The sequence below is a fragment of the Achromobacter sp. ACM03 genome, from assembly GCF_014851665.1.
Taxonomy (GTDB): domain Bacteria; phylum Pseudomonadota; class Gammaproteobacteria; order Burkholderiales; family Burkholderiaceae_B; genus Achromobacter; species Achromobacter aegrifaciens.
In genome coordinates, this window is record NZ_JACVAD010000011.1 from 106,397 (window position 1) to 118,901 (window position 12,505).

General features: G+C 61.1%; 18 protein-coding genes. 6 read left to right on the plus strand and 12 right to left on the minus strand.

The window, feature by feature from the left end:
- Nucleotides 1-103: 103 nt before the first annotated feature.
- From IB257_RS30025 to IB257_RS30055, 7 genes are read right to left on the minus strand one after another with little or no spacing between them, the layout of a single operon-like run.
- A complete protein-coding gene (locus IB257_RS30025; RefSeq protein WP_192493236.1) occupies nt 104-1,087 on the minus strand; it encodes a hypothetical protein in 984 nt (327 codons plus the stop codon).
- Entirely contained in the window at nt 1,084-2,001 is a 918-nt protein-coding gene (locus IB257_RS30030) for a DNA cytosine methyltransferase (protein WP_192493237.1), read from the minus strand. Before IB257_RS30030 ends, IB257_RS30025 begins: the two co-directional genes overlap by 4 nt.
- Nucleotides 2,001-2,222, minus strand: a complete 222-nt coding sequence (locus IB257_RS30035) for a hypothetical protein (protein ID WP_192493238.1) — start codon at nt 2,220-2,222, stop codon at nt 2,001-2,003. Before IB257_RS30035 ends, IB257_RS30030 begins: the two co-directional genes overlap by 1 nt.
- Entirely contained in the window at nt 2,219-2,599 is a 381-nt protein-coding gene (locus tag IB257_RS30040) for a hypothetical protein (protein ID WP_192493239.1), read from the minus strand. The genes IB257_RS30035 and IB257_RS30040 overlap by 4 nt, the downstream gene beginning before the upstream one ends.
- Complete coding sequence (locus IB257_RS30045) at nt 2,596-2,976, minus strand: VVA0879 family protein (RefSeq protein ID WP_192493240.1); 381 nt, start codon at nt 2,974-2,976, stop codon at nt 2,596-2,598. The genes IB257_RS30040 and IB257_RS30045 overlap by 4 nt, the downstream gene beginning before the upstream one ends.
- Nucleotides 2,973-3,434, minus strand: a complete 462-nt coding sequence (locus IB257_RS30050) for a hypothetical protein (RefSeq protein WP_192493241.1) — start codon at nt 3,432-3,434, stop codon at nt 2,973-2,975. Before IB257_RS30050 ends, IB257_RS30045 begins: the two co-directional genes overlap by 4 nt.
- Nucleotides 3,431-4,387 carry a ParB/RepB/Spo0J family partition protein gene (locus IB257_RS30055; protein ID WP_192493242.1) on the minus strand — a complete coding sequence of 319 codons (957 nt, stop codon included), beginning with the start codon at nt 4,385-4,387 and terminating at the stop codon, nt 3,431-3,433. The genes IB257_RS30050 and IB257_RS30055 overlap by 4 nt, the downstream gene beginning before the upstream one ends.
- Nucleotides 4,388-4,440: 53 nt before the next feature.
- Here IB257_RS30055 and IB257_RS30060 point away from each other — a divergent pair, with 53 nt between their 5' ends.
- Entirely contained in the window at nt 4,441-4,755 is a 315-nt protein-coding gene (locus tag IB257_RS30060; RefSeq protein ID WP_192493243.1) for a DUF6388 family protein, read from the plus strand.
- On the opposite strand, the gene IB257_RS30065 is transcribed toward IB257_RS30060, so the two are convergent.
- On the minus strand, nt 4,752-5,651 hold the full coding sequence (locus IB257_RS30065) for a recombination-associated protein RdgC (RefSeq protein WP_192493244.1): 900 nt from the start codon (nt 5,649-5,651) through the stop codon (nt 4,752-4,754). The two genes, IB257_RS30060 and IB257_RS30065, sit on opposite strands and share 4 nt — an antisense overlap.
- 101 nt (nt 5,652-5,752) lie before the next feature.
- On the opposite strand from IB257_RS30065, the gene IB257_RS30070 reads away from it, so the two are divergent.
- Nucleotides 5,753-6,355, plus strand: coding sequence for a hypothetical protein (locus IB257_RS30070; protein WP_192493245.1), 603 nt, complete (start codon nt 5,753-5,755; stop codon nt 6,353-6,355).
- A gap of 228 nt (nt 6,356-6,583) precedes the next feature.
- On the opposite strand, the gene IB257_RS30075 is transcribed toward IB257_RS30070, so the two are convergent.
- The 3 genes from IB257_RS30075 to IB257_RS30080 all read right to left on the minus strand — a co-directional run bounded on the left by IB257_RS30075 (nt 6,584) and on the right by IB257_RS30080 (nt 8,620).
- On the minus strand, nt 6,584-6,817 hold the full coding sequence (locus tag IB257_RS30075; RefSeq protein ID WP_192493246.1) for a hypothetical protein: 234 nt from the start codon (nt 6,815-6,817) through the stop codon (nt 6,584-6,586).
- Entirely contained in the window at nt 6,814-6,939 is a 126-nt protein-coding gene (locus IB257_RS31765; protein ID WP_255509219.1) for a hypothetical protein, read from the minus strand. Before IB257_RS31765 ends, IB257_RS30075 begins: the two co-directional genes overlap by 4 nt.
- 970 nt (nt 6,940-7,909) lie before the next feature.
- Nucleotides 7,910-8,620 (minus strand): hypothetical protein, encoded by a 711-nt coding sequence (locus IB257_RS30080; protein ID WP_192493247.1) that lies wholly within the window; start codon nt 8,618-8,620, stop codon nt 7,910-7,912.
- Nucleotides 8,621-8,991: 371 nt separating this feature from the next.
- Between IB257_RS30080 and IB257_RS30085 the strand changes: the two genes are divergently transcribed.
- Nucleotides 8,992-9,861: an exonuclease domain-containing protein gene (locus IB257_RS30085; RefSeq protein WP_192493248.1), complete on the plus strand. Its 870-nt coding sequence runs from the start codon at nt 8,992-8,994 to the stop codon at nt 9,859-9,861.
- A 2-nt stretch (nt 9,862-9,863) separates the two neighbouring features.
- A complete protein-coding gene (locus tag IB257_RS30090; protein ID WP_192493249.1) occupies nt 9,864-10,232 on the plus strand; it encodes a hypothetical protein in 369 nt (122 codons plus the stop codon).
- A gap of 3 nt (nt 10,233-10,235) precedes the next feature.
- Here IB257_RS30090 and IB257_RS30095 read toward each other — a convergent pair whose 3' ends face one another.
- Nucleotides 10,236-11,315, minus strand: coding sequence for a S24 family peptidase (locus IB257_RS30095; protein ID WP_192493250.1), 1,080 nt, complete (start codon nt 11,313-11,315; stop codon nt 10,236-10,238).
- Nucleotides 11,316-11,389: 74 nt separating this feature from the next.
- Between IB257_RS30095 and IB257_RS30100 the strand changes: the two genes are divergently transcribed.
- Both IB257_RS30100 and IB257_RS30105 read left to right on the plus strand, forming a co-directional pair.
- Complete coding sequence (locus tag IB257_RS30100; RefSeq protein ID WP_225589299.1) at nt 11,390-11,707, plus strand: hypothetical protein; 318 nt, start codon at nt 11,390-11,392, stop codon at nt 11,705-11,707.
- A gap of 252 nt (nt 11,708-11,959) precedes the next feature.
- The gene (locus IB257_RS30105) at nt 11,960-12,475 is read left to right on the plus strand and encodes a phage regulatory CII family protein (protein WP_192493251.1); all 516 of its coding nucleotides are present in this window, start codon (nt 11,960-11,962) and stop codon (nt 12,473-12,475) included.
- The last annotated feature ends 30 nt before the right edge of the window (nt 12,476-12,505 follow it).

The following is a 12,505-nucleotide window of genomic DNA, read 5'->3' on the forward strand; positions in this document are numbered from 1 at the left end:
CGTCATCAGCGGCACCGGGGGCGCTTGCCCCGATGCGGCATCATCAGCCCTGCGGCGATGCCTATGACGATCGCGAGCGGGACCGCGAGTGCATAGAGTGCAGTCATGATTGCTCCGGTTGTGCGGACAGGGCGGCGCGGCATTCGATAGCCATTGGGGTGCGATCGAGCCCAGCGGTTTCCCAAGTCTCCTGACCGATGGCACGTCTGACCACTGCCTCCAGGCCAGCGGCTTGGAGCAGTTCGCAATACGCTGTGCTTCCCCAGTCACCGTGCGACGTCATGACCTCCAGGGCTGTGATCACGCCGTCACTGAACCCGTCGTTGCGCACCGCCTCGCTGGCCTGGGGCGCGGCGGACCCTTTGAGGGCACGGATGCGGCGGCCGCAATGCTCCGCGTAGTTCTTCTCGGTAATGACGGCATCCGAATCCCATTCCTGGCCTTCGGCGTCACAGATACGGGCGGCCTGCTCCAGTGATGCATCACGGCACTGGTTCATCTCATGCGCCCAGGCATCCCATTGTTTTGCCGCTTCAGCTTCCTGCGCCGGGGTCGGCCAGTCTGTCGCCTCCCCGGCTACAGGGGCGCTTGCCAGGGCGGCGCGCTTCGCCCGTGCTTCGTCAATCGCGTCGAGGCACGCATTCCAACCAAGCCGAAAGTCCAGCGATCTTTCGTAGCGGTCGCGCCATTTGTCTTCACCGCACTCCTTGAAGAACGTATGAGCGCAGGCCACCAGGTCGCCGCCGGTCATGATGGTATCCAGGACGGTAGAGGCTCGTCGTGCATCCTGCAGAAGATCGCCGGTATCCAGCCCTGTGTCGATCTTGCTCACCAACTCGTGCAGCATCTGTTCGAGTGGCAGCGTGGAATCGGCTACAGGGGCGCGCAGCTTTACCAGCGCCTTGTGGGCTTCGTACATGAGCAGGGTGACGCCGTTTTCGCCGCCGTGCAGCCCGATCCACTGGTTGAGCCGCGCGATGACCGTTTCCGGGCTTTGGTAGCCGTGCTGCTGGATCACCGCATTGACGTATTCGTCGCTCAGCGGGTTGGTGTGTGCCGCCTGGGCGGCGGTGGTGTTGTCGGTCATGCTGCTTTCCTTATGGCGTCGATGGCGTAGGCCGCCAGCGGCGGCGGATTGGCATTGCCCAGCATGTGCAGCGCCAGGGCGTGGTTGTCGGGCAGGTGGTAGCCGGCGGGGAAGCCCATGCCGGCGCGGTTCTCGTCCGTGGTGAGCATCCGCATGCGGTCGCCGTCTACAAGCGCCCAGCGTGCGCGGGTCGTGATGGTTCCTAGCGGACGGTCCAGGGAGCGGCCTGTAAGGCCTGAGCCGGATCCGTAGTACGGCATGACGAAGCGGTCGCCGTGCTGTCGGCGACCGGCGCGCACTCGTGCCAGGGTATTGGGCGCACGGCCGGGTCGAGTAACGGGCGACCACTTCCCCGCGGCAAAGTCGATTACGTCGCGGACGGGCCGGTGTGCAATCGAGGGCGCGGTCAGTTGGATCGGGTGCCGGCTGCGTGTGCCGGCGATCAGCACTCGCAACCGGTGTTGCGGTACGCCGCAATCAGCGGCGTCCCACAAGTGGGGCGACACGGCATAGCCAAGTGCGGTAAGAGCGGCACACCACGCGGGGAACAGTTCCCACCCCAAAAATTCCTTGACGTTCTCGACCAGGAACGCTGGCGGGCGGTGGCATTCGACGGCGGACACCACAGCCCAGGCCGTGGCGCGAGCGGCATCATGGCGCGGCTGTTCTTTGCCGCGGGCGTTGGTGTGCCCGGTGCATGCGGGCGATGCGATCAGCAGGTCATGCGACGGCACACTCGTCCAGTCCGCCTGGTGCAGATCCTGGCAGACGTGGACGGCCTCGGGGTGGTTGACGGCGTGCGTGTCGACGGCAGGCGGCCAATGATTGCCCGCCCAGACGACGTGGACGCCTACCTGGCGGGCTCCCTCGGAATTGCCGCCCAGGCCCGCAAACAGATCAATGGCGGTACGCATCACCCCTCCTGCTGCTGAGAGGCGGCCGCGATACGTCCATGCCGCTCGATGATCGTCCGCAGGTAGCGCGCCGCCATGTCGCCGGAGAGCGCCTGCGCGGTGTATATGTCGGCCAGGATCGGCACATCCTTGGCTGCGCGTCGGCACGACTCAGCGTACTTCGCCATTTCCTGGGCGGCGGCCTCCACGTGGGCTACATCGATAAGCTGGATCGTCTTCATGCTGCCTCCCTTTCGATATCGCGATACATGCGGTCCACGGCCTTCTGCCGGGCGTCCAGCCTTTTGCTGCGCATCAGGTGGTCGTGCATAGCTTTGTCGTAGGGCTCGATCTCGCGTAGCAGCTGGATCCGTTCTTGGATGTCGGTGGTCGCGTTACATTGGACGGCCAGTGCGTCGCGCTTCGCGAAGTCGGGTTTCTCAGCTTCCCAACGGGCAAGCTCCGCATCGTAGTCGGCCATCAGCTTCTCACTAGCAAGCTTCCAGCGGATGAAAAGCAGGTCTCGGCGACTGATGCGCAGGAAGAATCCCTTGTCACGCACGTAGGCGATGATTTCTTCCTTCGTGAACTCGTTGAGGACATCGATGCCGTTTTTCATGCCACACCCCCTTTGCCGTGCTGCGCATCGTGATGTGCTGCCGCTTCTTCCGGGCTCGCCAGTTCGAAATGCGGATGCTCGATGCCATCGGGCGTGACCACCACCATGCGGTGGGTCTGGAACAGGCCGGACAGGCTCCAGTTGCATGTCTGGCCGTCCGGCTCCTTTCGAGGCGATCCAGCGCCCGTGAAGCGCCCGACGCAGTCAACGCCGACATACCGCGCCACGTCGCCCCAATTCTTACCCGCGCCGGCGGCTATGAAATCGAGTCCGTTCTGCAAGGTGCCGCACATCGGACACTTCACCGTCGTCAGTTCGCTGCTGCTGGCTTGAGCCTTGCACACGGCGTGAAACTCTTCGAGGCTCATGCGCTTCATGCTGCTTCCCCTTTGCCCTGCTGGGCGGCAATGACCCGCAACCATGCGGCGACCTCATCGGCGCGACCCTGATCGATGGAATGACCATCCTCCGTCAGATGGTCGGCGGTCTCGCGCAGCAGCGCTGGGTCGATATGCGCATCGCCAGCAGCGGGAGCGGCGCGGGCAGCGGTCACTGCCGAGTACAGCGCGTCAATGAACTCGTCGTCTGCCATCAGGCCGGCTACTGCATCGACTAGCAGGAACCGTTCGAACTCGGTAGGGGTGTGGCATCCCTCATCAAGGCGAAGCTCGTAGCCTTCCAGGTAGTCGTCAATGGCGGCCTGAACTGCTTTCCAGTCTCTCGGCGGGGCGACGGGGGCGGATTCGAGCCGCGAGGCTTCGGGATTGCCACCAACGGCGCCCATGAGGCTGCTGAGCGCCTGATCGGCGCTGGTGTGGGATTCGGGGGCGCTCATGCGGTGGCTTCCTCTTGTTCAAGGTCTATAGGTGCCTGTGTATCGGGGGCGGCTTGCTGTGCCTCCTTGGCGGCTTTCTCGGCGCGTTTGGCGCGGACGGTTTCGACGGCGCCGTGGGCCTGGAACAGGTCCAGTAGCGCGGATGTGGATACGGTGATGGTGTCGGCTGCTACGCGGCCTTCCTGTATGTCGATGAGGATTGCGCGCTGGTTGGCGTCCAGTCCCTTGATGAAGGAGTCCACGCCGCTGATGAGCGGGGAGACGACTTTGCGGGGGAGGGCGCGGCCGTGGATGGTGCTGGCGGTGACCTTGGACTTGCCGGCGGCCTTGGCCTGGTCCACCTTGCCGCTGAGGAAGTCGCCGGCCTTGGCGCCCAGCCTGCGCACGGCGTCGATAGCGACCTCGGCGGACACCTTGCAGCTGCGGACCAGTTCTTGCACTTCGCGTTCGGCGTCGGCAAGGACAAGGTAGTTTTCGACATGGGTACGGCTGCAATGGACGAGGGCGGCAATCTCCGCGCTGTCCAGGCCGGCGCCGCGGAAGCGCTTGAAGCCGCGAGCTGCTTCCAGGGGGCGCAGGGGAGAGTTCTTGTTGCTGGTGTATACGCGTGCCAGGCGATCAATCTTGTTGCCCTGAAAGGCCACGATGGAAACCCAATCGATGGGGAATCCTTGGGCGATGGCGCGCCCCATGGCATCGAAGCGCCGATGCCCGTCGACAAGTTCAACGCCGGACCCGTCAGCCATCGCGATGACCTCCAGCGGCGGCAGCGTACCGCCGGCCAGTATGTGGGCAAGCAGTTCCTGAATGTCGGTTTCGTAGAAGTCGTCCAAGTCGCGCGGGTTGAAGTCGGGGGCCACGTGAATCCGGTGGTACCGGATCTTCATCGCGTCGGCGCGCTTGATCGTCTTGTCCAGAATCATCGTCTTGAACGATGCGGGGGAAGTGGTCATTTTTCGCCTGAGTGTGTGAGCTACCATATGGGCCGACTCAAAAGGAGCCCCACATGGCTGGAATGAAGGAACGTTACGAGGCGGCAATTCGGCGCGGGCACGCGCGCTTTTCAGCCGAGAATGTGCAATGCAAGAACGCCATGGCAGCCGTATCGCAGGCGGCGGCTGAAGCGGTAGGCAGTAGCCTTGAAGAGGCGCGGGGCCTGGAGGCCTGGAGAATTGCGCGGCTTCAGGCAAGTGCGAAGGGCGTTGATGTGCAAGATTTCCTGCTGGAACTCGGGGCTGAATCTCCCGAAGAGTTGGCCGAGTTCCGCGAACATCAGCGCCGCATGATTGCGCAGGCGATTGGCGTGGATAACCTGGCCTAAATACGCTTTTCGCCGCCCAAGGCGTCCACCAATTCGGCCATCATCTTGGCGAGCGCGCCGGTCATGAGCAGCATGTCCGAATCGAATTTCTCGTCATCGTTGGCAGCCACTCCTTCGTTGCCTTCCTTCAGTACGTCCAGGGGCGACACGCGCTTGATATCCAGCCCTTCGGTGAGGACGAAGGAAATGCGGTCGGCCCAGGTCACGGCTAGACGGGCGCATTGCTTGCCTGTCTGTATGTGGCGGCGTACGTCGTCGGCGTCGATGGAATGCTTGATGTAGCGGATGGCCGCGCCGCTTTCGCCGGAGGACCGCAGTTCAGTGTCCTGGTCGATGCTGAAGTTGGCCGGGGCCTCGTCCTCGGCCAGCCAGCTGGTCATGGCGGACGCGGGCGACTGGACGACATAGAGGTTTTCCAGCGGGAACGGGTCAATGCACTTCGCCAGGATGCCGATCACCTCATCGGCCTTGCTGGAGGTTGCCGCGTCGATCACCAGCCAGCGATTGAGCGGGTCAATCCACACGCGGGTATCGCGGTAGACGCTGAAGGCGCGGGGCAAGAGTTCGTCCGTCACGCGCTCCTTGATTTCCTTCATCTGCTTGCGGCCCGGCTTGTAGCCTTGCTGCTCTTCGATTTCCTGCGCGCGGAACTTCGCCACCTGGTTGATGACCGTGCCAGGGAGAAGCTTCTTTTCGGCGCGCAGGGTCAGCAGGATCTGATCGCCGACAACGTGGGCGAGGCCGCCGTTCTCGCGGGGCGGGACCCAGCCGATGGACTGCATTTCCAGGTTGTTGCCAGGATGGAATGCCTGGCGCGCCAGTGCGGCCTCCAGGTCATCGCCGTGCAACGGCCAGGAGGCGGACAGGCGGTAAATCTTCAGGTTCTTGAACCACATTTGTGAAAGCTCCAGTGAAAGGAGAGGGCGGCCTGAGCGGCTGACACCTAGGAGGAGGTGGGATACGATGCCGCCACTAAGATCAATGGGAGTGGCGGGTCATGCAGAAGTGGGAGTTTTCTTGCGGAATGGCGATATCAGTCATGGTGGCAGCGCTGTTCCTGGTCTTGTTTGCTATAAATATTCCCGTAAGTACCCCATCCTGGGCAGATTGGGCTGGATGGGTTCAGGCGATCGGATCCATTGCTGCCATCGTCAGCGCTTTCCAGTTGGGGAGCATTCAGGCTGCTACAGCGAGGCGGGACGACCTACATCGTGAAGACCGGGAACGGACGAGAAAGGAGCAGGGATATCGATCAGTCGTACAGCATCTGGTCAACGAGATGGCGTCTATTGCTACATTCGTGGGCAATCGTGATCCCGACACCCTTTCACGATCTTGGGAGTCTTTCCTGAAGCCCGCTGCTATGGCTGCAATTGCAGCTTTCGACTCGCTACCGATCTATGACCTGGGTTCGAGTGAACGAATCAGCGCCGCCTTTGCGCTTAGGGAGGAGGCGCAAGATTTTTTTGGCGAGATAACTCGAACTTTGGCGGACAAGGATCGTCGCGGCGCCTACAAGGAGTTGGAGTCTGGGCTTGCCGATCGCCATAAGAATCTCAAAGACCTAAAGGACATGTTCGACGCAGCGTATAGCTCCTAGCTGGACAGCGATACCGATCGGCCCGGATGTTGCCGATGGCCTGCGGCGATACGCCGTAGCAGTCGGCCAGTTCGTAGGTGCTGAGTCTGCCTCGAGCACTGCGGATAAAGTGGATCTCTTCAGGCTTGATCGCCTCTGCCTTCGGGTCAGCCCAACGAAGGCGGCGGCGCGGCAGCGGAACGGGTGGGAGCCAACCGCTGCGGTCGCGCACCATGAAGTCGATGCCGGTCATATGATGAAGCGGATCAGCCAGCCGAGGAACTGAGGGCCGCAGAGGATGAACGCTGCGAAGGCGAGACCGCCAGGCCATGCCCGCCACGGGATATCCGCGTCCTTGCTCCAGTTGCCGCGGCCGGCGTGGTCGCGTGGCGCGATCAGGTTGCCCAGCTTGCTGCCGGCCTTCGCGATGGCTTGCAGGGGGCGGATGCGCACCGGGGGCGCGCTTGCGCTGATGGTGTTCATGTGGGGCTCCAGGGATCGGCCGCGACGTGGCGGCGAGAGAGGTGGTCACCGAGGGGCGCCAGCACCAGCCGCGCGAACGCGAGCAGGCCCAGGCTCCAGGGGAGGGTTTCAAACAAGGTCATGGGAATCTGCGCAGAGGTGCGCGGCTAGGGATCGAGATTTAAAGTGGCTCCGTCTTGGGGAACCATGGCATTACGACGGATCTAGGCCGAGTCATCCTTTTGGATAAATTGCAGCCGGCATACCGCTCCGATAACCTTGGCGGGCACTCTTAGTTGCGAGAGTCGCTAGCGCAGGCTTCCAGTTGTGTTTCAACGGGAGGGGAGGTCATGTCCGTGGTCAGAAACGCACGAACAGAGTGCAATCTAGGCACTACTCCAGTAGGCGACCTGCTGCCCGGTTGGTGCCGACAAGATCCGATCAACGGGGTCCAGTTATTTCACGATAAGCGGGTTATGTTTCTTTTGAATGCATGGCGTGGGCAATGCATTCGGGCTACGCTTGCTCGGCGAGTAACTAACACCGGTGAATATAGGGAATTCTCCATCGTGGTCGAGGCCCCAGGACCTACTGGGCCGCAGCAATCGCATCAGGTCGTTTGGTTGGAGAATCCTGACCGCGGATCGCTGGAACTTCTACATGTGGATATAGCGTCTGAGTATGGCTCTCTTGACGCGCAGCCGAATATGCATTTCGGCCATGAGGGGACCACCGTTCGAAATGGTCATAGAAGCCCGGTGTACCTCAGTCTTCACTTGCTGATTTGGGATGGATCGCCTGGATCCCCTCCGATAAACGCGATCCACCAATCCGTTCTGGGGAGCGGAAGACAAATTCGTCTCGCAGCTCCTTATGCGAGGACGGAAATTAACGTGCGTGCGGCGGAACCCCAGCTGACGACGCTCTACATGGCCCCTTAGATGTCAGCATTGGGCTATTTGGCGATCGAATTGCCAAAATTGAGAATGTCGATGAGTTCTTCAATGAAGCGTACGAGTGCTTCGAGCATGGCATAGCTCCCTGGATTGATGGGATGGTGTTCAGGCAACAGCGCCTGCCGATACCCCGCACGCGGGGCATGAGCCGGGGCTGTCAGTCGTCGTACTGCTCGGAAGCGGCCGATTCCACGTCATCCGGATCCATGTCGAATTCGAGGCGCGTGCGACCCACGTAGAGGGCGAGCAGAGTTGCCTCGAAGCCGCCGACGGCATTGGGAAGCGATCCCGGTGTAATTTGCTTGCCATCGAGCCTCATCGAATAGCAGCGGCCGTCCTTGTCGAAATCAAGCCGGTAGTCTGCGGTGTACTTCTTGGTCTCCCCGGTTCCGCTTCCGTAGCGGCTCCCCTTGTTCGTCTCGCGGTCAAGGTAGAGGTGCGAAAAGCCGTACTCTTGCTCAAATAGCGCGTAGAACGCTTCGCGTTCTTCGACATGCAAGCCGTGTCGCGCATCCCCCATCAGTTGGGAAAGCTTCACCGTGGCCGGCATGTCGGGCATTACGCTCGCGGCAGCTTTCTCCAGTGCGGTGTTTAGGGAGGCTGCGTTCTGGCCGTGAACCGCATTGCGCAACACATCGTTCAAGACATGCTGGAACTTCGCGACATCGGCTATCTCGATGCCGTGCGGCATTGCGCCAGCAAGTTGCTCCTTCAGTGCTGTGCGGAAAGTGCTGCGATAGCCTGTGGCGTCATCAATGGCGCTGGTGATGGCTCCAATGATGTGCTTGTCCAAAATGGGCTGGAGCTTTTCGGGGGCGAGTGCCTGGGCCAGTGCTGCTTCCAGGTCGATAGTGACTTTCAGTTCCATGAGATTCCTTTGCGCGGGCATGCGCTGGGGTGGGAGGGCTTCGGTAAGCGCCGCACGCGGCGCTGGCCGAAACCCGCTTTTCAGCGGAATCGGAAAGAGGCCGGGGTTATCGTCGCCACGCCCGGCTGGGCGTTGCCTGGCCGCGAGGGCCAAGCACACAGGGTCCGTGGGCGCGCTGGCGCCTGGTTGTCCTGTTTCGCCCTTCCCCGGTGGGGGCGGGCGGCCTCGGTTGTTAAAGAGCGGTCATTCAGTGGATTGATAGTAGCAAACGCTACTGTTTCGAACAATAGCAAATGCTACGCTGTTTTGTAACAGCGGACTGTGCTTGTTGTACGATCAGGAATGACTTTGTTACGCCGAGGGCAGGGCCTATGCCGAGCTTCGTGTCTATTGATGTTGAAACCGCCAACCCAAACATGGCGAGCATTTGCCAGATTGGCTTATCGGTTTTCCGCCGGGGCGAGATTGTGGAGCGGTGGTCAACGCTAGTTGATCCCAATGATTATTTCGACCCGATCAATGTCTCGGTACATGGAATTGATGCGGCGACAATTGCCGGCGCTCCGACGTTTCGCGGGGTGACGCAGGAACTACAACGCCGTCTTGCTGGAAACGTTGTCGTAGCTCATACAGGCTTTGATCGAACCGCTCTTGTCCGAGCATTCGCGGCGAATGGCGAGGCCCTTGCTCCCTGCATTTGGCTGGATTCTGCAAGAGTTGCAAGGAGAGCCTGGCCCGCTGTTGCGCGGAAGGGATATGGCCTTGCTAACGTGGCGCGCATGCTTGATATTCAGTTCCAGCACCACGACGCCTTAGAGGACGCCACTGTCGCCGGCCTGATCGTGGTGCGAGCGGTGAGAGAAAGCGGGGAGACGCTTGACTGGTGGCTAAAGCGAGTTGCGCTAGGGTTGCCCGGCGCTGACGGCAGCTCGGCGGCGCCTATCGCGCAAGAGGGAAATGTTGATGGCCGGTTTTCCGGCGAAGTCGTTGTGTTCACGGGCGAGCTGGCGCTGCCTCGGGCCCAGGCGGCGCGTGTAGCCGCCGAAGCCGGGTGCACTGTTGCCAACAGCGTGACGAAGAACACAACGATTCTGGTCGTTGGGGATCAAGATATCTCGAAGCTGGCCGGTAAAGAGAAGAGCTCCAAGCACTTGAAGGCCGAATCCCTAATAGCCCAGGGTTTCGATTTGAGAATTCTTGGCGAAAGCGACTTCGCTGCAATGATGAACGAGGAGCAATAGCAATGATCGTTGAGCGACAGTTGACTGTACCCCCCAGAGTCGGCCTCACCACTGACCAATTATGGAACGGCGAGGACGGGGGGTTAATCGCTTGTTGGGAGCGGGGTAGGGAGGTGGCGCGGGAGCAGCCTGAGCTGGCCAAGTGTGCCCAAGGCGGGGAACTTGTCGCGCTGCCGTGGCGAGGAGGCGTTGAGGCGGCCGTGAAAGGGAAAAAATACGGCTCACATCGCTACGTGGCAATGTGGCTCGGCCTGCGCGCGTGTGACCTGTTCATTGATTCTGAATCCCAGGTGGAAATCACATGTGCCAAGCATGGCACCAAAGTGATCTTTCTCAGTGATGCTGCCCTTTGGGACGCCTTGCCAGACTAAAAGCTACACCCGTGTCCACTGGCCCGCGACATTGTCGCGCAGTCGCGAGCCTGCCCAGACCACTTGCCCTAGCACCCGCACAGGCACGCCATTTTCCAATGGGATGTCGGGGTAGTTCGAATTGAATGACCGCGCCACCCAGCGCTTTGTCAATTTGTCGCGCACTACCGTCTTCACAATCATCCGGCCGTCGTAATTGATGGCATAGACGCCGCCAGCGGCTAGGTCACGTAGCGTGAGGCTTTCGTTCGGCACGACGAGCAAGGCGGCGCCGTCGCGGATGACGGGCTCCATGCTGTCGCCTTTGGCATACACCACCCGCGCTTTGCCATTGTCCGCACCGACAACCTTCAGGAAAGAGCGTCGGAACTGAATCATTCCCGTTTGCTCTTCGGCATGGTTTTCGATCGGATCGCCCGCCGCCAGTCGCACGTCCGCCAATTCGGGCACTTTCTCGAATTTGTCGTTGGCGGCAGGCGGTTCGCCAGCACCGACGTTGCCAACGACGCCCGTCTGACTGCTGAGGCGGATCGTTGGATCACGCTCCGCCTCGGGTTGGGTTTTGCCGCCCTCCCATGGGGCAGGGGTCCGGCCCTTGGTGCGCATGGGGAACGCATCGTCCGCGTGGTCCATGTCAACAAGGCCGCCTGGCTCGTGTTCTCGAATGGCCGCGACGCTCGAAGGCTGCGTGCCAGGTGTCGGCGGCAAAACGTTGATCCCAAGCTTCAGTTGCGCGACGGCTAGGGCTATGGCGCCCTCAAGCTCGCTCAGCTGAGTAGCTGGCAGTGCACGAATATCAGCCTCCAGAATCGAGCGGAAGGGCCACTCGCCCCCTCGTCGGGACTCCACAGGCGCAACCGCAACGTCTTCGGTATCAAACCAGCCTTTCATGCCGGGCATGGCTTCGATTGCCCATACGGTCTTTTCAGTGATCGGCCGAATGCCGGCGATCATTTGGCGAACGAAAGCTCCGTCCTTGTAGCCGAGCCGGCGTCCAAAGTCGGTCCTGTTCCCTTGGGACACGTGGTTCACGGCAGCCAAAAGGCGGGCGATCCGGAACTCGTTTAGTTCAACCTCATTCATGCGCGGAAAAGTAGCATGTGCTACGGGAGCGTTTGCTACTTGATTAACGTAGCAAACGCTACTAGTATGCGTGGATGAATCTGAACTCATACCTGTCTTCACCTGGTTCCCTCAGCGTGTCGCAACTGCGTGCGCGCATGGCTGAACTGGGTTATGTCGTCAAAAACGATGCGCAGATACGCCAGTGGCGCATTCGATTTAGGGGGCGGCGCCCATCGCCCACCAACTGCGTTGGGTTGGAATTGGCCTCTGGCTGGAAGATGCGCCGCCAGGATTTGCGCCCAGAGGATTGGCAGGAGATATGGCCGGAACTTGTCGGGCAAACCTATTCGCCTGAGCGGAAGGACGATGGCGATGACCAGTTGCCCATGGAGGGCCCAGACCATGCGTAACACCGGCCCTGTGACCTTCGGTGCCCGACTCGCATCCCATCCACTCAAGCGGGAAGAGGGTGTCTGGTTCTTCAACGTCCCGCCAGAGTCCGCGGGCGACACCGAGCCCCAGCAACCCGAGGCAGACAACATGGCCGCCAAGGTGCAGATCGGTCCATTGGACGTTTGAAAGTTGTTTTCCATGCTGCGCATCTTATGGACAGCGCGGCAAGAGCGAAACCCTGTTATTTCCAGATTCCAAGGTAAGACCTAATGACTAGCCGCCATCCCTCCCACAACTGGCTTGATGTTCTCTACAACGATGTCCGCAGTACGCCTGGGGGCGTGAAGGACGCTGCTTCGTTCCTGACGGAGCGCCGCGGCAAGCGGATTCACTACGAGTCCCTGCGGGCCAAGCTGAACGGGCAAGAAGGCGAGTCGATGACATTCGAGATGGCCGACTTGCTGACCGAGTGGATGTTGCAGTACGCGGCGTCGGCGGATTTTGCGCATCGCTGGGCTCAGACCTACGCAACTGTCGAGCATGGACTTACCTGCCTGGACGTGCCGCCGCCTCCTGAGGGTGGATGGCCGGACGAGTTGAAGGCGATCCTTCAAAAGGTGATGCAGGCGGGCGCGAAGGTTGGGGGCCTGAATGCTTCCACCTTGGAGGCGATGGCAGATGGCCGGATCGACCCCACTGAGCGCAGCGAGCTGTACACGCTGTTCATGGAGTTGGCCGTCCTTGCATTCCGTGGCGCTCGCAATGTGTCGAGGGTGCAATGCTGACCCGTGGAACGTCTGGTGTACCGGTGCGGG